The sequence below is a fragment of the Clostridioides sp. ZZV14-6150 genome, assembly GCF_020657875.1.
Classification (GTDB): domain Bacteria; phylum Bacillota; class Clostridia; order Peptostreptococcales; family Peptostreptococcaceae; genus Clostridioides.
The window spans coordinates 22,178-46,529 of record NZ_JAGWDA010000017.1 but is presented as its reverse complement, the minus strand read 5'-3'; the positions used below and the strand labels follow the sequence as shown (position 1 = coordinate 46,529).

The window sequence follows — 24,352 nt, the reverse complement described above, 5'->3', positions numbered from 1 at the left end:
TAATGGAGTTTATTGGGATAGAAAATATAACACCATATGAAAACATATATGAATTTAGTATATATAAATACGATGATGAAATCACTTTAGGTAGTGAAGAGTTATATATATGTGAATTAAGGGTTATATTAATTAAAGTGAATTCTTTATACGTTGAAAGATTGAATAAATCGGTTGAAGCGATGGTTTTAGTGAAAAATCTAAAAAAGGATTTGGATAAAGAACTTATTGTAGACAAAATAAAGAAATTTGTGCTAGACGAGATTTGGGTAGAAAATCTAGTAAAAGAGAATATAGAAGTTATATTTGTAGAAAGCTAGGAGTAACCCTAGCTTTTTTATATTACAATCTAAGAGAGGAAAACAATATGTTAAGGGTATCTAATATAAAACTTGAAATCGATAAAGATATATCTTTATTAAAAGATATTGTACTTAAGAAGTTAAGAATAAAAGAAAAAAATTTAATAAAATACAGTATATATAAAGAATCTATAGACGCTAGAAAAAAAGGAAAGATGGAATTTGTTTATTCTGTAGATGTAGAAGTTAGAGATGAAAGTAAAATACTAAGCTCAAAAATAAAAGATGTAACAAAGATAAAAGATGTAAAATATGTAAATGTAGCTATGGGTAATAAAAAATTAAATAATAGACCTTTAGTAATTGGAAGTGGACCAGCTGGCTTATTTGCAGGGCTTATTTTGGCTCAAATGGGTTATGAACCAATTCTACTTGAAAGAGGTCTTGATGTTGATAGTAGAACTAAGGATATAAGTGATTTTTGGACAACTAGAAAGTTTAAAAATAATTCAAATGTTCAATTTGGAGAAGGTGGAGCAGGAACTTTTTCAGATGGGAAACTCACAACTAGAATAAAAGATATACGATGTAGAAAAGTGCTAGAAGAATTAGTTCAGTTTGGAGCACCAGATGAAATATTATATTCACATAAGCCACATGTTGGTACAGATATATTAAAAAGTGTAGTTAAAAATATAAGAAATGAAATAATAAATCTAGGTGGACAAGTTAAATTTGATTCAAAAGTGACAGATATAGTTGTATTAAATAATTCTATACAATCTGTAATTGTAAATGATAGCGAAAAAATAGATACAGATGCAGTTATATTAGCTGTTGGGCATAGTGCAAGAGATACTTATGAGATGTTGCATTCAAGAGGTGTAAAAATAATTCAGAAACCATTTGCAATAGGAGCTAGAATTGAACATCCTCAAGACCTGATAAATAAAGCACAGTATAAGGAATTTTATAATCATCCTCGATTAGGAGCTGCTGATTATAGACTTATAGAGCATGTCTCAAATGGAAGAACAGCATATACTTTTTGTATGTGCCCAGGAGGCAGTGTCATAGCATCTGCATCAAATGATTTTGAAATAGTTACAAATGGAATGAGTGAACATGCAAGAGATAAAATAAACGCTAATAGCGCATTTCTAGTAAATGTACTTCCTGAAGATTTTGATAGTGATAATCCACTAGCAGGGGTTCATTTTCAGCAAAAATATGAGAAATTAGCTTTTGAATTAGGTGGTAAAAATTACAATGCTCCAGTTCAACTTGTTGGAGATTTTATTAATAATAAGACTTCTGAAAATTTAGGAAGTGTTGAACCATCATATAAACCTGGATATAAGCTTACAAATTTGAATGAATGTTTGCCTAGTTTTGTGATAGAAACTATGAGAGAAGCATTTATCTCTCTTGATAAAAAATTAAATGGATTTGCAATGCATGATGCAGTTTTAACTGGTGTAGAAACTAGGTCATCATCACCAATAAGAATAGTAAGAGATGAAAACAGTTTGGAATCAATAAGTGTTAAAAATTTATATCCTTGTGGTGAAGGTGCTGGATATGCAGGTGGAATAGTCACAGCGGCAGTCGATGGTATAAAATGTTCAGAAAAAATAATACAAAAATATGCTAATAGCACAAAAATTTAACATAAATTTAATGATTTTTTAATATTTAACATGAATTTAACATTACTACTCCTATAATTTGATAAAATACAATAGGTTATAAAATTTTTAAATATAGTAATCTCTTTACAAGGAGGAAATAATTTGAACATTATAATAAGTCTAATGGGTGGATTAGGGCTGTTCTTATATGGTATGAACCTTATGGGAGAAGGTCTACAAAAATCTGCTGGGACAAAATTAAAAAAGATAATAAAATTACTTACTAGTAATCTATTTATGGGAGTTTTAGTAGGTACAGGAGTTACAGCAGTAATACAAAGTTCAAGTGCTACTACTGTAATGGTTGTTGGTTTTGTAAATGCAGGAATAATGACTTTAAAACAAGCAATAGGGGTTATAATGGGTGCTAATATAGGTACTACTGTTACAGCCCAATTAGTATCTTTTGATTTAACTGGAATGGCTCCAGTAGCATTAGGTATAGGTATTATACTTTATTTATTTGGAAATAAACCTAGAATAAAAAATATAGCTGAAATACTTATAGGTTTTGGGATATTATTTACAGGTATGGATTTTATGAAAATGGCAGTTGAGCCATTAAAAGACTATCAAGGATTCACTGATTTACTTGTTACATTTGGTAATTATCCACTACTTGGACTATTATTAGGGTTTGGTATTACAGCAATAATACAGAGTTCAAGTGCATCTATGGGTATGTTGGTTGCATTAGCAGCAGAAGGTTTAATCCCATTGGCAGCAGCATTACCAATTCTTTATGGTCAAAATATTGGTACATGTGTAACTTCATTGTTATCAAGTATTGGTGCTAATAAAAATGCACGAAGAGCAGCTATGATGCATTTAATCTTCAATGTTTTGGGAACAGTAATATTCTTAGTGTTGTTGAATAAACCAATTGTAAATTTAGTTACAAGTTGGGACCCAAGTAATGTTGCAAGACAAATAGCTAATACACACACATTGTTTAATATTATATCTGTCTTAATACTTCTACCATTTACAAAGATTATCATAAAACTAGCAATTAAGCTTGTTCCTGATAAAGCTGGTGACGCAGATGAAGATGAAGCTAAGACTATTAAATATATAGATGATAGAATGATAGAAACTCCTTCTATAGCTCTTGCTAATACGATAAAAGAAGCACTTCGTATGGGAGAAAAAGCTAAGGAAAGTTTAAATGCATCTATGGAAGCGTTAGTAGAACATTCAACTGAAAAAATAGATAAGACATACAGACGTGAAAAACTAATAAATGATTTACAAAAAGCTATTTTAAATTATTTGCTTAAGCTTTCAAAAGCACCTTTAGATGATCATTCCAGAGAAGTTGTGGATACCTTATTTAATACAGTTAATGATATAGAAAGAATTGGTGACCATGCTAAAAATATAGCTGAATTATCTCAAGTTGCAATAGATTCAAATATTTCTTTCTCTAAAGAAGGACAATCTGAACTTGATATTATGTACAATAAAGTCGTTTCATCATATACTTATGCCTTAGAATCAATGAGAACTGATAATGTAGACTTGGCTTATAAAGTTATAAAAATTGAAGAGCAAGTTGATATAATGGAGAAATCTTGTAGAGCTAATCATATGTATAGATTGAATAATAACTTATGTAGTATAGAGAATGGTGTTATCTATTTAGATGTAATAAGTAATCTAGAGAGAATTTCTGACCATGCTGTCAACATAGCACAACAAGTTATAGCTAAAAGGTTAGGAAAGGATTAAAAATAATATCTTAAAATGATGTAAGAATTAAAATAAAGAATAAACAAAAAATAAACTCTAGATGATAGTTTAGAGTTTATTTTTTTATTGATTAATTACTGAAAATCCAATCATCTTTATTGTATAACTGTTTATTGTTTACCATATTTTAATCAACCTAAGTAAATAGGATTCTAGTTTTCTAAACTAAATACTTTGAAAGAAATTTCTCTGATATTTCAGCAATTTCTTTATATACAAATTTATATAGATTATGTGGATAATCAAATAATTCATATTGAGCAATTTTAATATTATTTAAATATTGTAAAGGATGGTTTATCCAACTCTGTTTTTCTATCCCAGTTCCTTCTCCATTTGATATAAAGAAAAGCATTGGAATCTGTAAATATGGATTGTCCCTTTCTATTAGAGCAATCGTATTTCTTAAATTTTTGGCTTCACTAATCCAATTTTGATTGGCAAGATTATGATATAACACGTTTTCAAGCTCTTTCCTTTCTATTAATGGAATACAATGTTCTTCTACTAATTGCTCTATTAAAGCGTTGGTTGTTACTTTTCTGAGGTGTTCATCATTTGATAGCTCTATTAGTTTATTTGTAGCATCATCTATGTTAAAGTCTCTATTATAGCATTCTGGTGTTGCGGGATCAATACCAATAATACCAGCAATTTCAGAAGGATTTTGCTGTCCCCAACGGAGAGCCTCTAAAAATCCCACACTATGTGCTACTAGTACAATAGGTGTTTTTATTCCTAACTCTTGTAGTATGCATCTGTACTCATGAACAACAACATTTATATTTCGGTTATTCTCAGATAAATCACTATGTCCATAGCCCAGTTTTTCGATTCCAATCACTCGATAGGTTTTTGCTAACGTTTTTGCTAAAGACATATATTCAAAATTTGGGAAAGGTATGCCTGAACCTGATAAAAGCACTAAAGTAATGGAACCTTGACCATATGAATATATAAAATTCTTCTTACCATTTATTTCAATAAATTTTTTCATGAGAACTGTACCTCCAACTTAAGTTTATTTACATTTACCTATTGAGTATGTATAAAGCATATTTCAATCAGTTTAAACAAAACATTATTTTTTGTCAATCCTTACTGTAGTGTATTTTAATTCTTTATGAAATCCAGATAGGTATTTGAAGATATAACATCTAAAAATCATTTAAAGAATATGTTGTAATAGATGACAAATACCTTATCCATCCAGTATTTGGGAGTCATGTGCATCTAAAAGGAAGTTTGAAAGTGAGATAAAACCTATATTTGGTATAATTTTATTTAATTAAAATTTTATAATTGGCAAATAGTTGTAATATTTAGAAGAATCGATTTCCTAATAATGCTTGAGGATATATGTATTATTTTGTGGCAAACTTTTTAAAAAAACACCTAGATTTTGTGTTATAATCTCTGTAAAACGCATATGCTGAAAAGAGGGATTTAAATGGGAAAAATAAATTTTGATTATAGTAAAGCTACGGAATTTTTTTGCCAAAAAGAAATAGATGTCATGCAGCCGTATGTAGATGTGGCACATGATATGTTACATAATAAAACTGGTTTAGGAAATACTTTTTTAGGATGGATAGACCTTCCTAAAAATTATGATAAGGAAGAGTTTGCTAGAATAAAAAAATCTGCTGAAAAGATAAAGTCTGACTCAGAGGTTCTTTTAGTAATCGGTATAGGAGGCTCTTATTTGGGTTCAAGAGCTGCTATAGACATGGTAAGTCATTCTTTTAGAAATGGGCTTAAAAAAGAGCAAAGAAATGCTCCTGAAGTATATTTTGTAGGTCATAATATAAGTTCAACATATATTATGGATTTACTAGATGTAATTGAAGGTAAAGATGTTTCTGTAAATGTAATATCTAAATCAGGTACTACTACAGAGCCAGCTCTTGCTTTTAGAATATTTAAAAATTATCTAGAAAAAAAATATGGAAAAGAAGAAGCTAGAAAGAGAATATATGCAACAACAGATTCAAGTAAAGGTGCACTTAGACAATTAGCTACAGAAGAAGGGTATGAGACTTTTGTAATACCAGATGATGTAGGTGGTCGTTTTTCTGTATTGACAGCTGTTGGATTACTTCCTATTGCAGCTGCAGGACTTGATATTGATGCCATGATGAATGGTGCAAATGATGCTCGTGAAGCATTTCAAAATTCTGACTTAAAAAATAATGACAGTTATAAATATGCTGTAGCTAGAACAATTTTACATAGAAAAGGAAAAGATGTAGAGTTATTGGTTAACTATGAACCTCAACTACATTATGTGAGTGAGTGGTGGAAACAACTTTATGGAGAAAGTGAAGGAAAAGAAAATAAAGGCTTATTCCCTGCTTCTGTAGATTTTTCAACAGATTTACATTCTATGGGACAATATATTCAAGATGGAAAAAGACTTTTATTTGAAACAGTACTTAATGTTGAAAGTTCTAAGAGAAATATAACTATAAATTCAGAAGAAGTAGATTTAGATGGTTTAAATTATTTAGCAGGCAAAACTGTAGATTTTGTAAATCATAAAGCTTTTGAAGGGACTTTATTAGCACATACTGATGGAAAAGTGCCTAACTTAGTAATAAATATACCTCAATTAGATGAGTATAATTTTGGATACTTAGTGTATTTCTTTGAAAAAGCTTGTGGAATAAGTGGATATTTACTAGGAGTTAATCCATTTGACCAACCAGGAGTAGAAGCATACAAGAAAAATATGTTTGCTTTGCTAGGAAAACCAGGTTATGAAAAGGAAAAAGAAGAATTAGAAAAAAGACTTAAATAATTTTAGATAGTTAAGGTTTAATTAAGATTAGAATAATATAATGAAATCATCGAAAGAGAGTTTACTCAAAATAGATGATTTCATTTTTTTATGGAAAATTGGGAAAAATATATTTTGATAATTTATATTATATTAGATAGGGAGTGGTGTGAGATGTCAAGAAGAAAGAAAGGTATAAGTTTAGTAATATTAGTCGCTATAATAAGTTCAATACTTAGTAGTTTACTAACAATAATTTTAGTTAAAGATAATTTAGGAAGTAAATCTACAGGAAGTTCTACACCTATAGTTGTAAATGATGATGGAAAGAGCCAAAATATTTATCAAGCAGTTGCAGAAAAGGCAACACCATCTGTTGTAGGTATTACGACAACTAGTGTCGATACTAGTAATATGTTTGCAATACCAACTGAAACACAAGGAGTAGGAACTGGGATTATAGTAGATTCAAATGGATATATACTTACTAATTCTCATGTTATATCAGATGGTCAAGCAACTAGTGTTAATGTTTTATTTAATGATGGTTCAACAACATCAGGTAAAGTGGTATGGTTTGACCAACAACTTGATTTGGCTATAGTTAAAGTTGATAAAACTGGATTAACACCAGCTGAATTTGCAGATAGTGATAAAGTAAAAGTTGGAGATATATCAATAGCAATAGGTAACCCACTTGGACTAGACTTCCAAAAGACAGTTACTCAAGGGATAATAAGTGGATTAGATAGAACTATACAAACAGAAAAAACTAATATGACAGGATTATTACAAACTGATGCAAGTATAAATGCAGGAAATAGTGGAGGGCCGTTGTTAAATCAAAAGGGTCAAGTAATTGGTATAAATACAGCAAAAGCTTCTCAAGCAGAAGGGTTAGGATTTGCGATACCAATCAATACAGCTAAAAGCATAGTTGAAGAAGTAATAAAAACTGGAAAATATGAAAAAGTAACTTTAGGTATAAAAGGAACAGATGTATCAAATTATGAAGCAGCTACAGGTACAAAATTAAGTACTGACAAAGGAGTATATGTTGCAGAAGTGATATCTGGTTCATCAGCAGAAAAAGCAGGAGTAAAAGTAGGGGATATTATAACTAAAGTAGGAGATGCAGATATAACTGGTATGAATGACCTTAATAAAAAGTTATATACTTTCTCAAAAGGTGCTAGCACAAAACTTACATTAAATAGAGGCGGAAAAGCAGTAACAATAAATGTAAAATTCTAAATGTGACTAGAGAAACAGAGACTACATGGTAAAGTGTAGTCTCTATTTTTATTTAATTTTTATAGTATATATATCTAAATTAATTAAAATAACATATTGTTTATAGAGATTATCTATATTTACTTATAAAAATAAAATTAATAAATATTTAAATTTAATTTATAAAATCAATATAAATATCATAATAAAATAAAAATTTTTAATATTACTAAAAAAATATAGACAAAATAATAACAAATATAGTATTATGTAATTGTAGAAATGCTTTTCATAGAAATGACCTATGAAGATGAATTACATAAAGATGAAAAAAATGAAATGGATATTCTTTAGGGGTGAAAAAATTATGAATCCATTAGTTATAAATTTACAAAAATGTAGTATACATGATGGTCCAGGGATAAGAAGTACAGTTTTTTTTAAAGGATGCCCACTTGAATGTGTTTGGTGTCATAATCCAGAAAGTCAAACATATACAAAACAAGTTTTGTATAATGAAGAGAGATGTTCAAGATGTGAAGCATGTGTAAATATATGTCCTCACAAAGCAATTTACAAAGGTGAAACGAAAATATGTCTAGACCAAGATAAATGTGAGTTTTGTGAAACTTGTTTAGATTATTGTATAAACAATGCTAGAGAAATAGTTGGTCAAGAGTATTCTGTTAAAGAACTGGTTAAAGAGATAGAAAAAGATAGAATTTTCTATGAAGAATCAGGTGGAGGAGTAACTTTATCAGGTGGAGAAGTAATGGCTCAAGACATGGATTTTATTTGTGGAGTAATAAACATGTGTAAATCAAAGGGAATTCATGTAGCAATTGATACTTGTGGATATGCAAAGTCAGAAAATTATGAAAGAGTTGCTAAATATGCAGATTTGTTCTTATACGATATTAAACTTATTGATGAGGAAAAACATATAAAATTTACAGGAAAATCAAATGATTTAATACTTAAAAATGTTAAACTTTTGAGTGAATCAGGTGCTAATATAAATATAAGAATACCATTAATTGTAGGAGTAAATGTAGATGATGAAAATTTAGAGGTTAAAAAAATGATAGAATTTTTAAAGCCTTTGAATATAAAAGATGTAAGTCTTCTTCCATATCATAATATTGGTAAACATAAGTATGATAAAATTTATAAAAAATATGAAGGAGAAGAGTTACAAAGACCTACTGAAGAAAAATTAGAAGAAATAAAAAGGCTGTTTGAAGCAAGTAATTTCAATACTAAGATTGGGGGGTAATAAAATGTCAAGAGGAACTTTTGAAAGAACTAAAAAATTAAGAGAAGAAAGTGTTAATGCAGAACCACACATATCTATTGAAAGAGCAGTACTTATGACAGAAGCTTATAAAAAATATGAAGGAAGTGTAGAAATTCCTGTACTTCGTGCTTTATCATTTAAACATTACATTGAAAATAGAACTCTTAGTATAAATGATGGAGAATTAATAGTAGGCGAAAAAGGAGATTCACCTAATGGAGCACCAACATATCCAGAAATTTGTTGTCATACAATGGAAGATTTAGAAGTAATGCATAATAGAGACATAATAAATTTTAGTGTGTCTGAAGAATCTAGAAAAATACATCAAGAGGAAATAATACCTTTCTGGAAAAAGAGACAAACAAGAGATAAGATAATAAATGCTATGACACCTGAATGGTTAGCAGCATATGAAGCAGGTATGTTTACAGAGTTTATGGAACAAAGAGCTCCAGGACACACAGTTTGTGGAGATACAATATATAAAAAAGGATTTTTAGATTTAAAGAAAGATATAGAAGTAAGACTAAAAGAATTAGATTTCCTTAATGACTTAGATGCATACAACAAAAAAGCTGATTTAGAAGCTATGGCAATCGCTTGTGATGCAATGGTTATATTAGGAAAGAGATATGCTGAAAAGGCAAGAAAAATGGCAGAAGAAGAAACTGATGAAGCTAAGAAAAAAGACCTATTGTTAATTGCTGAAACTTGTGATGTTGTACCAGCTCATAAGCCAGAAACTTATCATCAAGCTATACAAATGTACTGGTTTGTTCATATAGGGGTTACTACTGAGCTTAATATATGGGATGCATTTACTCCAGGAAGACTAGACCAACATTTAAATCCTTTCTATGAAAGAGATGTAGAAAATGGAATATTAGATAGAGAAAAAGCACAAGAATTACTTGAATGTTTATGGGTTAAATTTAACAATCAACCAGCACCACCAAAAGTTGGTATAACATTAAAAGAGAGTAGCACATATACAGACTTTGCAAACATAAATACTGGTGGAATAAATCCAGATGGTCAAGATGGTGTTAATGAAGTTAGTTATATAATACTTGATGTTATGGATGAAATGAAATTAATACAACCTAGTTCAAATGTTCAAATAAGTAAAAAGACTCCTCAAAAATTCTTAAAGAGAGCGTGTGAAATATCAAGAAAAGGATGGGGTCAACCAGCATTTTATAATACTGAAGCAATAGTTCAAGAGCTTATGGAAGCTGGTAAAACTATAGAAGATGCAAGACTTGGAGGAACTAGTGGTTGTGTTGAAACTGGATGTTTTGGTAAGGAAGCATATGTTTTAACTGGATATATGAACATTCCAAAAATACTTGAATTAACATTAAATAACGGTTATGACCCAATTGCTAAAAAGCAAATAGGTATTAAAACTGGAGACCCTAGAGATTTTAAATCTTATGAAGAATTATTTGATGCATTTAAAAAGCAGTTACATTATATGATTGATATAAAAATACAAGGAAATGCTGTAATAGAAAATATATGCGCAAAACATATGCCTTGTCCACTTATGTCTACAATAGTTGATGATTGTATAGCAAAAGGAAAAGACTATCAAAGAGGTGGAGCAAGATATAATACTAGATATATACAAGGTGTTGGTATAGGAACTATAACAGATAGTTTAACAGCAATAAAATATAATGTATTTGACAAGAAAAAATTTGATATGGATACATTACTTAAGGCACTTGATTCTAACTTTGAAGGATATGAAGCTATACTTAACATAGTTTCAAATAAAACTCCTAAGTATGGAAATGATGATGATTATGCTGATGGAATAATGGAAGAAATATTTAATGCATATTACAATGAAGTAACTGGTAGACCAACTGTTTGTGGTGGAGAATATAGAGTAGATATGTTGCCAACTACTTGCCATGTATACTTTGGAGAAATTATGGGAGCAAGTGCAAATGGTAGACTTTGTGCAAAACCAGTTTCAGAAGGAATCTCTCCAGAAAAAGGTGGAGATACTAATGGACCTACAGCAGTTATAAAATCTTGTGCTAAGATGGACCACATAAAAACTGGTGGAACATTGTTAAATCAAAGATTTGCGCCATCAGTAGTGCAAGGTGAAAAAGGATTAGACAATATGGCTAATCTGGTAAGAGCATACTTTAATATGGATGGACATCATATACAATTCAATGTATTTGATAAAAATGTATTACTGGAGGCTCAAAAGAATCCTCAAGATTACAAAGACTTAATAGTTAGAGTTGCAGGATATAGTGACCATTTCAATAATTTAAGTAGAACATTACAAGATGAGATAATAGGTAGAACTGAGCAAACATTCTAGGATTGTTTGTAAATGAAACTTCTTACTATATAAAAATGTAACTGGTATAATAGTATATATATTACTAGATAACATTTTAAAAAATTTTAGATTAATTCTGAGCTAACTTTCTGGATGGGAAGTTAGCTCGTTGAGTTTAATGAAAAAATCGTTAAATTTATATTTAATAAACTATATTAAATAAGTAATTTATAATAATCATAATAAAATTATATTTTATAATAACTAAGATAATTTTAAGCAGTTAAAATATTGTAAATTTAGCTACTTTAAAATAAAAACTAATAGAAAAAGAGGAGATTTGATATGAAAACTTTAGGATTTATTGGTTCAGGAAATATGGGAAGTGCAATGATAGGTGGTATAGTAAAATCAGGATTAGTAAAAGCAGAAGATATAACTGTATCAGACTTAAGTCAAGTTGCTTTAGATAAAGTAAAAGAACAATTTGGAATAAATACTACAACTGATTCAAAGGTAGCTGTTGCAAATTCAGATGTAGTGATAGTAGCACTTAAGCCTAATATATGTGAAAAAGCTTTAGCTCCACTTAAAGAATTAATAGATGCAAGTAAAATAATAGTATCAATAGCAGCAGGAAAAACTATAGAAACTCTTGAAAGCATTATAGGTTCAGATAAAAAGATAGTAAGAGTAATGCCAAATACTCCAGCACTTGTTGGAGAAGGTATGTCAGCTCTTTGTAAAAATGCAAATGTAACTGATGAAGAATTGAATATGATTAAAGCTCTATTTGAATCATTTGGAGAAGCAGAAATAGTAGCAGAATATTTAATGGATACGGTTACAGGTATTAGCGGTTCTTCTCCTGCATATGTATTTATGTTTATAGAAGCTATTGCAGACGCAGCAGTACTAGCTGGTATGCCAAGACAGCAAGCTTATAAATTTGCATCTCAAGCCGTTATGGGCTCTGCTAAGATGGTTCTTGAAACTGGAAAACATCCAGGTGAATTAAAAGATATGGTTTGTTCTCCAGCAGGAACTACTATAGAAGCAGTTAGAGTGTTAGAAGAAGAAGGATTTAGATCAGCAGTTATAAAATCTATTGTTGCTTGTGTAGATAAATCTAAAGATATGAGCAAATAATTGATTTTAGATATATACGTTTTTTCGCATTAGCTTGAAGCAATAGAAATTTGCCTAGACGAAAATGAAAATGTTAGTCTAAATTAGTTAGAAGAATACAGCTTTTTTATAAATTTTATAACTTTAAAATAAAAACGGTATAGCACTTAATTATGCTATACCGTTAATTATTCCAAAAAATTTTCTTATGAATCTATCCTTTAGAAGATAATACCATAATTTATTTACTTTTAAATATAAGATATCTATATATTAATGTATACTACTTTTTTTGTTATCATCTTCATCTATTGAGCAAGAATTAGAACCTGGACATCCAGAGCAACCAGAACATCCACTACAGCTACTTCCATTTTTTGTAGATTTAAATTTATTAAACAAAATTAAAAATGCAAGAACTATGATTATTCCACCAACTAAAGCTTCCATTATTGAATTTCCCATAAATAGTACTCCACCAATGCTTTTAACTATAAAAGCCATTATCCATGCTAATATAAATTGATATGCAAATGATGCAAACATCATCTTATTGCCATATTCTTTTTTCATAGTTGCAAGAGCAGCTATACATGGAGTATATAGAGCTGTAAATATTAAGAATGTATATGCAGTAACGCCATTAAATATTGTTGGCAATACAACAGTCAAATTACCATATAGTATATTCAAAGAGTTTACCACGATTTCTTTTGCTCCAAGACCACTTAAGATAGCAACTGAAGTTCTCCAGTCATCAAAACCAAGAGGTTTAAATATAGGAGATATAATATGCCCTATAGTAGCTAAAAAGCTTACATTTATATCTTCTGTAAATCCAAATACATTAAATGAAGAAAGTCCCCAAATAACAACTGACATTGCAAACATTACAGTAACAACTCTTATTAAAAATCCTTTTGATTTATTCCAAGTATTTTTAATAAGTGCATCTATAGTAGGTATTCTATATTCTGGTAACTCTAATATAAATGGTTCAGCTTCTGTCTTAAAAGCTGTTTTATTTAAAAATAGTGCAACCACAATTGCCATAACTATACCAACTAAGTATAATGATGTAGTTACTAAAGCAGCATTGTGTGGGAAAAATATAGCTACAAATAATGCATATATAGGTAGCTTTGCTCCACAAGTCATAAGTGGTGCAATAAGAGCTGTAACTCTTCTGTCTTTTTCACTTTCTAGTGTTCTAGTTGCCATTATAGCAGGAGAAGAACATCCCATACCCATAACTATAGGTATAAAAGCTTTACCAGATAGACCAACCTTTCTCATAACCTTATCCATCAAAAATGCTGTTCTTGACATATATCCACTATCTTCAAATAGAGATATACCAAAGAATAATGTAAATATTAAAGGGAAGAATGGTAAAGTACCACCAACACCTCCAATTATACCATCAACAATAAGTGATTTAAACCATGGACTAGAGTTAGCTAACATATCACTAACAGGTGTAGAGATATAAGCCTCTATAAGGCCTGCAAAGCCTTCTTGAAGTGGACCTCCAACCCAATCAAAGGTGAACTTAAATAAAAGAAACAATACACCAATAAATATAGGATAGGCTAATATAGGATTTAAAACTATATTGTCTATTTTATCACTGATAGATTTTTTGTGTGTATATGTAGTCTTTGTACATCTTGATAAGATAGATTCCAACTTCTTATATGTTTCTGTTTCACTTCCAAAGTCTGTTCGATATTTAAATGATTTTTTAGTAGCATCTTTAATTTCTGCTTCTATTTTTTCTACGCCATCTTTCTTTTTTGCGATGATTGGAACAACGATTACTCCAAGTTCTTCACTTAATTTTTTATCGTCTATATTAACACCTTTAGATTCTGCAATATCTAACATGTTAAGCAGTATAACTATAGGTTTATTAAATTGCATAAGTTGAGTTGTTAAGTAGAGATTTCTAGATAAGTTAGAAGCATCTACTACATTTACTATTACATCAACATCTTCATTTTCTAAATATGACTTAGAAACCTTTTCTTCATTTGAGAAAGTATCCATTGCATATATACCAGGTAAATCTACAACCTTTATTTCTTTCCCAATAAATCCTTCTTTTTTTTCAATAGTAACACCAGGCCAGTTACCAACATACTGATTTGATCCTGTAAGCAGGTTAAAAACAGTAGTCTTACCAACATTCGGGTTTCCTAATAATGCTACATTAATCACGGGTAGCTCCTCCTCTATTATTGTAAAGAAATATTTTTAGCATCAGATTTTCTAATAGCTAGGTCAAATCCTCTAAATCTAATTATAATTGGGTCTCCAAATGGGGCAACCTTTTTAACTTCTATTTCAGTACTATTTATACATCCAAGTGCAAGTAATCTTTTAGATAATTTAATATCTCCATCTATATTATTAATAAGTCCTTTTTCTCCTATTTTCAAATCGTAAACAGTCATTATTAACACCTCCTAATGAAATTCATTATCATTAAAATTGTAACAAGTATGATACAAAAAGTCAAGGATTATAGGGGGAATTACAAGTTCAAATTACTGATATTTATTTTAAATATATTATAGAATATTTTAGTCTAAATTAGGTGTTTTTATATATTTTGTATTATAATGTAATATGATATATAAAATTTGGAGGAGTTAACTTAATGAAAACTAGAAAAATGACATTTTTAGGTCTTATGATAGGATACAGTCTAGCCTTATATGTGTTAGAGACATATATACCAAATCCTCTTATAGTTATATTTCCAGGAGCAAAATTGGGTTTGAGTAATATTATAACTTTAATTTCATTAATGTTGTTAGGTGTCAGAGATACTGTTATAATTGTTACTATCAGGGTAATTTTGTCATCAATATTTGCAGGTCCTCTATCTTATCTTTTATTTAGCATAGGAGGAGCTTATTTGAGCCTTTTATTTATGTATTTAGCAAGTAAAATAAAGGGATTATCAATGATAGGAATAAGTATTTTAGGGGCAATAGGGCATAATATAGGTCAATTAATAGTTGCAAGTTTAATAATAGAAAATATACTTGCTATAGGATACTTGCCATTTATGTTAATGGCATCATTAGTAACGGGTATGTTTGTAGGATTAGTATCTAGGTATACAGTACCCAAATTAAAGCATTTTTATAGTAAGTTTTATTGACATAATATTGACAAAATATAATATTGTTTGATAAAATGTATATAAAAATATACAAATTTGTAATAGTGGTGATTATTATGGCGAACAATGAATTAGAAACGTTAAAAAATGAAATTGAAGCAGTTAGGGAAGAGATAAATACATACATAGAATATCCAGAAATATTTCAAGAAGAGCTCGTAGAATCAAGTAAGAAAATAGATATATTAATAAATAAATACATGTACTTAAGCAAATAGCCCACGGTTGTGGGTTTTTTTGTATTAAAAATTAACAGATATTACTATTTCTCATATCTTAATAATAATATTAAGATATAAGATATTATCTCTGATATAGAAATTATCTGTATGATATGATGTGTGATGTGGAAGTTATTTATATGATATAAATTATAATTGGGTCGGGAGGTTTTATATTATGGGCGATATAGGAACTAAGGAGATAGCAATAAGATTATTATTAGCATTAGTTATAGGAGGCATAATAGGGCTAGAGAGAGAAAAGATAAGGCAGTTTGCAGGATTTAGAACACATATATTAATAGCAATAGGTTCTTGTATTACTTCAATAACTTCAATCCAGTTATTGTCTGACTATAGTTTATATACAAATGCTGACCCAGCAAGAATGCCTGCTCAAGTACTGTCAGGAATTGGTTTTTTAGGTGCAGGAGCAATTCTAAAGAACAAAGGTGGAGTGAAGGGGCTTACTACAGCCGCAGGTATGTGGGCAACTGCATGTATTGGTATAGCAGTTGGTTATGGTTATTATGAGCTAGCAATTTTGGGATGGTTGTTTGTAATGATAGCATTATTTGTGCTTAGGATACTAAATACGTTTCTATTTAGCCAAGAAAAAAATGTATTGATATTAAAAATAAATAATTTAGATTCAATACCTTTTTTATATGATAAATTTGAAAAAAATCAACTTATTGTAAGGAATATGGAAATAGAATGTCGTAGCGAAGAATATTGGAAAGTTAACTTTTTTATATCTTATGATAAGAGAATACACTTACATGATGTTATGAAAGAAATAAATATGATAGAAGGAGTAATAAATGTAGATTATTTGGACTAAAATATATACAATATATTTTGTAAAGCAAATAAAATATAAAAATGAATTAAAATAGAGGTGTATAATATGGGAACTGATAGAAGTACAATAGAAGAAAAATACAAATGGAAAATAGATAAGATGTACTCTACTAAAGAAGACATTGAAAAAGACATAAGTAAAGTAAAAAATCTTATTCAAGAAGTAAAAGAATACAAAGGTAAACTTTCTGAGAGTAAAGAAAATTTATACAAAGTATTAAGTATCTCTGAAAATGCATCTAGAATCATCCAAAATCTATATGTATATACTCACATGAAACAACATGAAGATACTAGAATCAATGATAATCAAGGAAGAGCCACTAAGACAGAAATGCTATCAACTGATTTAGGAGTGGCTACTTCTTATATAGTTCCAGAAATACTGTCTATAGAAGAAGACAGATTAAATGAATATTTAAAGGATGAGAAGTTATCATTTTATACCAAATATATAAAAGATATATTGAGAGATAAACCTCATACTTTGAGTGAAAGAGAAGAGGAAATACTTGCAGCTACATCTGAATTATCAACAGTTCCAGAAAGTGTATATGATATGTTAGCATATGCAGATATGGAATTTCCTGAGATAGAAGATGAAAAAGGTAATAAGGTTAAACTTTCTCATTCAAACTATTCTTTATTTATAAAAAGTAAAAATGGAAGAGTTAGGAAAGAAGCCTTTGAAGGAGAATTTTCTACTTATGGAAAATATAAAAATACATTTGCTTCAACACTTTATGGTGGAATAAAGTCAGAGATATTTTATGCAAAAACTAGAAAATATAATTCAGCAATAGAAGCATCTCTATTTTCAGATGATGTAAGCTTAGATGTTTATAATAACCTTATATCAGCAATAGATGAAAGTCTTCCTATTTTGAATAAGTATGTTGAACTTAAAAAGAAGTTCTTAGGATTAAATGAAATACACATGTATGACTTATATGTTCCTCTAACTGATAAATTTGATATGGATATACCTTATGAGAAAGCGCAGAGTATTATATTAGAAGCACTTAATCCTCTAGGCGAAGAATACTTAAAAGTTATAAAAAATGCATTTGAAGAAGGTTGGATTGATGTATATGATAATGAAGGTAAAAAAGGAGGAGCTTACTCTTGGGGAAGCTATGATTCGCATCCTTATATACTAATGAGTTATAAAAATGACCTTAATTCTCTATTTACATTAATTCATGAATTAGGTCACTCTGTTCATAGCCATTATTCGAGAACAAGTCAGCCATTTTTATATTCAGATTATAAAATATTTGTTGCAGAAGTTGCATCTACATTAAATGAATTACTTCTTATAAATTATTTATTAGAAAATTCCAAGTCTAAAGATGAAACTATATATCTATTAAATTATTATTTAGAGCAATTTAGGACTACAGTTCATAGACAAACTATGTTTGCTGAATTTGAAAAAATTGTACATGAAAGAGTAGAAAGTGGAGAGCCTCTTACTGCTGATGAATTTACTGATATATACTATAAATTAAATGAGAAGTATTATGGAAAATCTGCAATAGTAGATGAGCAAATAGGGATAGAGTGGGCAAGAATTCCACATTTTTATTCAAATTTCTATGTGTATAAGTATGCTACAGGATTTTCTGCTGCAAGTGCGTTAAGTCAACAGATACTTTCGGAAGATAGTACTGCTGTAGATAGATATATAAACTTCTTAAAAAGTGGAGGGTCAGAGTATCCTTTAGAACAATTGAAATCTGCTGGTGTAGACATGACGAAAAAACAATCTATAGAAGAAGCTTTAAATGTGTTTGCCAGTTTAGTTAATAAACTAGAAAAAGAATTATAAAATATGATAAATTAATAGATTAGATAAAAAAATATGAGAATATTATACGATGTATTATACTAGTATTGATTGAAGATTACTTAAAAAAATTAATCTAATTTTAAATATACTATATAAAATTAAATCTTTACATGCATTTAACAATATTTACATTTACTTAACCTCGCTCTAATATTCACTTAACAAAAAATATGTATTATTAAAATATAGCAAATATGAAAACAAAAAAATTAAAATATAAGCGGGGGTAAGTAAAATGTTCAAAAAGAAAATAGGAGTTCTTTTAGCTAGTACAATATTGGTTGGAGTCTTAGCAGTGGGATGTGGTTCTGACTCTGGAGGTTCAGGAGACTCAAGTAAAGTTTCTGTTTCAGGTTCAACTTCAATAGGTCCTCTTATGGAAACTATCGGAGAGAAGTTTCAGGAAAAAAATCAAGGTGTTAGTGTAGAAGTACAACAAATTGGTTCTTCTGGAGGTATAAAAAATGCAATAGAAGGAACATCTGAAATAGGTATGAGTTCAAGAGATTTAAAGGATGAAGAAAAAAGTGCTGGATTAAAGGAAACTAAGATAGCAATAGATGGGATAGCATTAATAACTAATAAGGACAACCCAGTAAAAAATCTTACAATGGACCAAATAAAAGGTATATACACAGGAAAGATAACTAACTGGAAAGAAGTTAACGGAAATGATGCACCAATAGTAATAGTATCAAGAGAAGAAGGTTCAGGAACTAGAGATGGATTCCAAGAAATTGTAGGATTCAAGTCAGAAGAATTAACTAAAGATGCACAAATAAGTGATGGTTCAGGAAATATAAAAACTACAGTTGAAGGAAATAAAAATGCTATAGGATATATATCATTTGGATATGTTGATGAGAAAGTAAATAGTTTAAAAGTAAATGATGTTGATGCAACTGATGCTAATGTAATAGCTAATAAATATCCAATATCAAGACCATTTATATTAGTTAATAAAGAAGATAACTTATCAGAAAAAGGTAAAGCTTTGATAGATTATATATTGAGTGATGAAGGACAAGCACTTGTCTCAGAAAAAGGATTCATTAAAGTTAATCAATAAGATAAAGTTAATCATTAAGATAAAAATTTAACATAAAAAATATATGATACCCTGCAAAGTGAGCTTATAAAAATGCTACTATAACTTGCAGGGTATTGTCTATTATTGATGATAGAAATATAAACATTTTTAAGTAAAAAATATATACAGTTAGTACATTATATTTAAAAAATATGTAAATATTGACAAGATAATATTACAATGTTAGAATAGAAAGGAAATTTATCAGGACAATTTAAACACGTTTAATGAAAATATTTTAGAAACTGAGAAGTATACCTTATTATTGGGCATCTAGAGGTATATGGAGTTAGTGGTGCAACCGGCTATGAATATAATTTTATATTGCATAGCTTTTTTTGTTTTAAATTTAACATAATTGATATAAAATTTGAAAATGATAAGTATTAATAACTTTACTTATATGTATAAATGGCTATATTTAGCCAAAGTAGCCCTTTGTTGGAAAAGGGATATTTTTAAAAAAATATAATGCAATTATAATGAAATGATAAAAACTTTATAATTAATTAAAATACATAATATAATTTTTTTATAACAATATATTTACTAAAATAATACAATTTATTTTATATTATAACCATATAAACCGTATAAATCAATACTCAAGCTGGCTAATGGACAAGTTTCTATAAATATCTTATCTTGATGATATATAATGACTTTAAGTTCCATTTTCCAACAATCGGAGACTTTGATTAGTATTTAATAATGAATGCTTAATATTTAAGACAATGTTCAAGAATTATTCAAAAATACTTAAGTTTTATAGTCTAGTTTGTAAAGATATTATAAAATAATAATATTAGTTAGATAAAAGGTAAAACATTATAATTTGTAATACTTATAACTTTAGATTATGATTAAAATATTTTTGAATGGAGTGGTGTAATGTATAACTTATTGGTTGTAGATGATGATATTGATATTTTAAACATAAATCAAATTTACTTTTCTAACATAGGTTTTAATGTATACACAGCAGAGACTGCCAAAAGTGCAATGAAGATAGTAGACAATATAGTTTTAGACTGTATAATACTAGATATTGCATTACCAGATTTAGATGGATATAAAATATGTAATGCTATAAAAGAAAAGGTTAACATACCTATAATATTTTTATCTAATTATGAACATGAAGAGGAAAGAGTTCAAGGTTTTTTATCTGGAGGAGACGATTACATAACAAAACCGTATAGCTTAAAAGAACTTGAACTTAGAATCTATGCTCGAATGAGGCAATATAAAAACATTACATCAGTTCCTAATGTATTAAAGTTTTCATCTTTAGTAATAAATGTAAATTCAAGAAAAGTAACATTTGATGAAAAGAGTATTGACTTAACCACCATGGAGTTTGAAATACTATTATTTTTAGCTGAAAATAAAGAACAAGTATTTTCAAAAATAGAGATATATAATCAAGTTTGGAAAATGCCTGATGTTGGAGACCAACATACTGTACAAGTTCATATTGCACAGATGAGGAAAAAAATTAATTCTTTAAGCAGAGAGCATCAATATATTCAAACCGTATGGGGAAAAGGATATAAGTTTGTACCATAAGCAAGATAATGTAAGCAATAAATAATTCTTGTTTTATCATTTAATATTACTACAAAAGAAAGAGATGTGGTTAATGCAATGAAAAAGTCTAATGTATTAAAAGGAACTCTCATTGTATTGATAGTCTCTCTGTTGGCAATAACAGGATTAAATTTTCTGTATAAATATGATAATAAATATACATATAAGTCTATTAGAGCGAGTGATGGAATTTTAACTATAGATGAGGATACCTTTTCTAAAAATAAACTTGTTTTTTTAATAGATGATTGGGAATTTTACAACCATAAGATATTTAAGCCAAAAGATTTTATAGAGAAACACATAAAACCAGAATACATTTTTATAGGACAATATCCAGATTTTTCTATGAGAAAAGAAAAACAGTCGCCATATGGAAATGCAACTTATCGCATGAGGATAAAAAATGAAGGTAAAGACAAAGTACTAAGCCTAGAACTTCCAGAAATTTTTTGTTCAAGTGAAGTTTGGATAAATGGTGAGATGGTCTCTAAATTGGGAGATATAGGTACAGAAAGATATAGACCTAAAATTAAAAATACAGTAGTAAGTTTTGTTGCAAAGAAAGATACAGAAATTATAATCAATGTGTCCAATTTCTCACATTATTATAGCGGTTTGTATTATCCACCTGCATTAGGAAAAACAAAAGATGTAAGTAATATGATATTTTATAGATTACTTTTTTATAGTATCATTTGTTTTACAACTATTGCAATAGCTATATTTTCTCTAGCTGTTTGGGCACTTTCAAAACAAAGCAAGCTATATTTATACTTTGGATGTATGTGTATTTTTTTTGCTATACATGTGTCATACCCTTTTATACATTTAATGGGGTTTCCTTTAGTGAATTTTACATATGCAGTTGAAGATTCATCATATTTTATAGCAGTTTTATGTATTATTTGTATAAATGGAAACATATCCAAAATTGAGAGAAATAAAGTATATAGATTTTTAATTTTACCATTAGGAATTACTATGTGTATCATATCCATTGTGATACCAGTTATTCTTCTTCCATATGATATATACTTTGTTAATATCTATGGAAAATTAATAGACATATATAAATACGTTGTATTTATTTATATATTGATGTCTTCAATAGTTTCAATTTATAAAAAAACATACTCTGAGCAATTAAGCTCCTATATTTTAGTTTCAGCAGACATAGTGTTTGGTGTCAGTATATTATTTGATGTAGTGACTAGTAATAGGTTTGAACCTATATTTACAGGATGGCAAACAGAATACTGTGGGTTTTTAATAGTTATTTTATTTTCTATTATGATGATAAATAGAAATAGAATAATAATAAAAGAAAATGAAAAACTCACACAAAATCTTGAGCATGAAGTTGAAGTAAGAACTAATGAACTTACAACACTATTAAATGAACGTAAAAAATTCTTGGCAGACGTAGCACATGATTTAAAGGCACCTGTTTCAGCTATACAGGCATTTATAGATTTAATAAAGGTTGGGAATATTCATGTAGATGAAGAGACAAAAACCTATCTTTATGCCATAAACCAAAAATCAAATGAAGTGCAAAATAGAGTACGTAGTTTACAAGAATTTACATCACAAGACAAAAAAATTGGCCTTAGTGAAAAAATATGCCTAAATGACTTTATTAAGGAGGTATATGAAAATAATTTACCAGATACACAAGCATGTGGTGTAAATTTTGAAGTTTATATATTAGATAAAAAAATATATGCAAAAGTAAATAAAGAAAGATTGGCTAGAGCATTTGAAAATTTAATTTACAATGCTTTAAGCTTTACTCCATTTGATGGGAAAATAATCTTGTCAGTGAATAAAGAAGATGGATTTGCAATTATTAAAATTTCTGATAATGGCAAAGGGATACCAGCAGAAAATATACCAAAGATATTTGACCGATTCTTTACAGAAAGGGACAATAGTACTTCAAAAGGCCAAGGTTTAGGATTATATATTGTTAAATCCATTATAAGAGAACATGATGGAGAGATTTTTGTAGATTCAGAGTTGGGAAAAGGAACTGTTTTTACAATAAAATTAAGTTTATGTTTTTTATAATAAATGGTTATTTAATATAAAAGAATAATGATATTTAGGAGTGATTATAATGCAAACTAAGATATTAATAATAGATGGAGACAAGAATAATTGCCAGGAATTAAAAAATTTCTTGGAGCAAAAAGGAATAAATGTAGATTTGGCGTATAACTGTGAAGAAGCTATTGGAAAAATATTTAGCAATAAATACGATTTGATATTTTTAGAAATAATCTTAACTGATGGTGATGGATGGACTTTATGCAAAAAGATTAGAAATGTAACTACGTGCCCGATTGTTTATATGACTTATATAAATGAAGACCAAAGTATTTTAAATGCTTTAAATTCTGGTGGTGATGATTATTTAATTAAACCTTTAAATTTAGAAATACTATATGCAAAGGTAAAAGCAATTTTAAGAAGAGTAAATTCATACATAAATAACAATGAAAGTAATACAAGATTAGAAGAATACAATAGAACAAGTGGAGTAATAAAATTAGAAGATAAAATAATAAAATTAACTCCAACAGAAAATAAGTTGTTGAACTATTTTATAGAGAATCCGGAAAAGACCTTAACTACTAAAGAGATATATGAACATGTATGGTTAAATGATTATCTAGAGGATAATTATAGTGTAGTAGTTGCAGTAAATGGACTGAGAAAGAAAATAGAGAAAGATTACAAAAATCCTCAAAAAATCATAACAATAAGAGGAGCAGGATATTACTTTAATAAGGAATAATAAATATATAGATTATAAAAGGTTAAATCTAGTTAACAAATCTTAATAGCAGATATAAATAATAAATTACGTGTAGTACGTATTATTACTTATATCTGCTATTTTATTGTCGTCAAATATAGTTAAATTGTAAAGTAAATGTCAAATATAGTCCAAAAAGTAAAATTAATGTTAAAAAAGTGAATATAATTTTACACTTGTTTAACTTAAACCTAATATAGATTTAACTTAAAAAAAGTAGAA

The 24,352-nt window shown here is 28.5% G+C and carries 19 protein-coding genes and 1 riboswitch; of the genes, 16 read left to right on the top strand and 3 right to left on the bottom strand.

Features of this window, described 5'->3' with window-relative positions; genetic code table 11:
• Nucleotides 1-2 precede the first annotated feature (2 nt).
• From KGF41_RS17210 to KGF41_RS17200, 3 genes are all read left to right on the top strand, one after another.
• The gene (locus KGF41_RS17210) at nucleotides 3-320 is read left to right on the top strand and encodes a hypothetical protein (RefSeq protein WP_227828293.1); all 318 of its coding nucleotides are present in this window, start codon (nucleotides 3-5) and stop codon (nucleotides 318-320) included.
• A gap of 47 nt (nucleotides 321-367) precedes the next feature.
• Nucleotides 368-1,972 carry an FAD-dependent protein gene (locus tag KGF41_RS17205; protein ID WP_227857012.1) on the top strand — a complete coding sequence of 535 codons (1,605 nt, stop codon included), beginning with the start codon at nucleotides 368-370 and terminating at the stop codon, nucleotides 1,970-1,972.
• 123 nt (nucleotides 1,973-2,095) lie between these two features.
• Nucleotides 2,096-3,724: a Na/Pi cotransporter family protein gene (locus KGF41_RS17200; RefSeq protein ID WP_227828295.1), complete on the top strand. Its 1,629-nt coding sequence runs from the start codon at nucleotides 2,096-2,098 to the stop codon at nucleotides 3,722-3,724.
• A 181-nt stretch (nucleotides 3,725-3,905) separates the two neighbouring features.
• Here the strand turns inward: KGF41_RS17200 and KGF41_RS17195 are convergent, their stop codons facing one another.
• Nucleotides 3,906-4,742, bottom strand: coding sequence for an alpha/beta fold hydrolase (locus KGF41_RS17195; protein WP_227857011.1), 837 nt, complete (start codon nucleotides 4,740-4,742; stop codon nucleotides 3,906-3,908).
• Nucleotides 4,743-5,195: 453 nt separating this feature from the next.
• Here KGF41_RS17195 and KGF41_RS17190 point away from each other — a divergent pair, with 453 nt between their 5' ends.
• The 5 genes from KGF41_RS17190 (at nucleotide 5,196) to proC (ending at nucleotide 12,517) form a co-directional block, all read left to right on the top strand.
• Nucleotides 5,196-6,545 (top strand): glucose-6-phosphate isomerase, encoded by a 1,350-nt coding sequence (locus KGF41_RS17190; RefSeq protein ID WP_227828297.1) that lies wholly within the window; start codon nucleotides 5,196-5,198, stop codon nucleotides 6,543-6,545.
• Between the two features lie 153 nt (nucleotides 6,546-6,698).
• Nucleotides 6,699-7,778 (top strand): serine protease HtrA, encoded by a 1,080-nt coding sequence (gene htrA / locus KGF41_RS17185; protein WP_227828298.1) that lies wholly within the window; start codon nucleotides 6,699-6,701, stop codon nucleotides 7,776-7,778.
• A gap of 346 nt (nucleotides 7,779-8,124) precedes the next feature.
• On the top strand, nucleotides 8,125-9,033 hold the full coding sequence (locus KGF41_RS17180; RefSeq protein ID WP_227828299.1) for a trans-4-hydroxy-L-proline dehydratase activase: 909 nt from the start codon (nucleotides 8,125-8,127) through the stop codon (nucleotides 9,031-9,033).
• A gap of 4 nt (nucleotides 9,034-9,037) precedes the next feature.
• Nucleotides 9,038-11,407 (top strand): trans-4-hydroxy-L-proline dehydratase, encoded by a 2,370-nt coding sequence (gene hypD / locus KGF41_RS17175; RefSeq protein WP_227857010.1) that lies wholly within the window; start codon nucleotides 9,038-9,040, stop codon nucleotides 11,405-11,407.
• A 306-nt stretch (nucleotides 11,408-11,713) separates the two neighbouring features.
• Nucleotides 11,714-12,517, top strand: a complete 804-nt coding sequence (gene proC, locus KGF41_RS17170) for a pyrroline-5-carboxylate reductase (protein ID WP_227828301.1) — start codon at nucleotides 11,714-11,716, stop codon at nucleotides 12,515-12,517.
• 252 nt (nucleotides 12,518-12,769) lie between these two features.
• Here the strand turns inward: proC and feoB are convergent, their stop codons facing one another.
• A complete protein-coding gene (feoB, locus tag KGF41_RS17165; RefSeq protein ID WP_227850573.1) occupies nucleotides 12,770-14,716 on the bottom strand; it encodes a ferrous iron transport protein B in 1,947 nt (648 codons plus the stop codon).
• 17 nt (nucleotides 14,717-14,733) lie between these two features.
• Complete coding sequence (locus tag KGF41_RS17160) at nucleotides 14,734-14,952, bottom strand: FeoA family protein (protein ID WP_227433680.1); 219 nt, start codon at nucleotides 14,950-14,952, stop codon at nucleotides 14,734-14,736.
• Nucleotides 14,953-15,158: 206 nt separating this feature from the next.
• Here KGF41_RS17160 and KGF41_RS17155 point away from each other — a divergent pair, with 206 nt between their 5' ends.
• The 8 genes from KGF41_RS17155 (at nucleotide 15,159) to KGF41_RS17120 (ending at nucleotide 24,109) form a co-directional block, all read left to right on the top strand.
• On the top strand, nucleotides 15,159-15,668 hold the full coding sequence (locus KGF41_RS17155; protein WP_227828303.1) for a Gx transporter family protein: 510 nt from the start codon (nucleotides 15,159-15,161) through the stop codon (nucleotides 15,666-15,668).
• Nucleotides 15,669-15,745: 77 nt separating this feature from the next.
• Nucleotides 15,746-15,907 (top strand): aspartyl-phosphate phosphatase Spo0E family protein, encoded by a 162-nt coding sequence (locus KGF41_RS17150; protein WP_021386276.1) that lies wholly within the window; start codon nucleotides 15,746-15,748, stop codon nucleotides 15,905-15,907.
• A gap of 181 nt (nucleotides 15,908-16,088) precedes the next feature.
• Nucleotides 16,089-16,754 (top strand): MgtC/SapB family protein, encoded by a 666-nt coding sequence (locus KGF41_RS17145; RefSeq protein ID WP_227828304.1) that lies wholly within the window; start codon nucleotides 16,089-16,091, stop codon nucleotides 16,752-16,754.
• Between the two features lie 66 nt (nucleotides 16,755-16,820).
• On the top strand, nucleotides 16,821-18,605 hold the full coding sequence (pepF, locus tag KGF41_RS17140; RefSeq protein ID WP_227850572.1) for an oligoendopeptidase F: 1,785 nt from the start codon (nucleotides 16,821-16,823) through the stop codon (nucleotides 18,603-18,605).
• Between the two features lie 256 nt (nucleotides 18,606-18,861).
• On the top strand, nucleotides 18,862-19,695 hold the full coding sequence (locus KGF41_RS17135) for a phosphate ABC transporter substrate-binding protein (protein WP_227828306.1): 834 nt from the start codon (nucleotides 18,862-18,864) through the stop codon (nucleotides 19,693-19,695).
• A gap of 253 nt (nucleotides 19,696-19,948) precedes the next feature.
• Nucleotides 19,949-20,032: riboswitch (cyclic di-GMP riboswitch) on the top strand.
• Nucleotides 20,033-20,607: 575 nt separating this feature from the next.
• On the top strand, nucleotides 20,608-21,285 hold the full coding sequence (locus KGF41_RS17130) for a response regulator transcription factor (RefSeq protein ID WP_227828307.1): 678 nt from the start codon (nucleotides 20,608-20,610) through the stop codon (nucleotides 21,283-21,285).
• Between the two features lie 78 nt (nucleotides 21,286-21,363).
• Complete coding sequence (locus KGF41_RS17125) at nucleotides 21,364-23,379, top strand: sensor histidine kinase (protein ID WP_227850571.1); 2,016 nt, start codon at nucleotides 21,364-21,366, stop codon at nucleotides 23,377-23,379.
• A 49-nt stretch (nucleotides 23,380-23,428) separates the two neighbouring features.
• On the top strand, nucleotides 23,429-24,109 hold the full coding sequence (locus tag KGF41_RS17120) for a response regulator transcription factor (RefSeq protein ID WP_227433687.1): 681 nt from the start codon (nucleotides 23,429-23,431) through the stop codon (nucleotides 24,107-24,109).
• Nucleotides 24,110-24,352 lie beyond the last annotated feature (243 nt).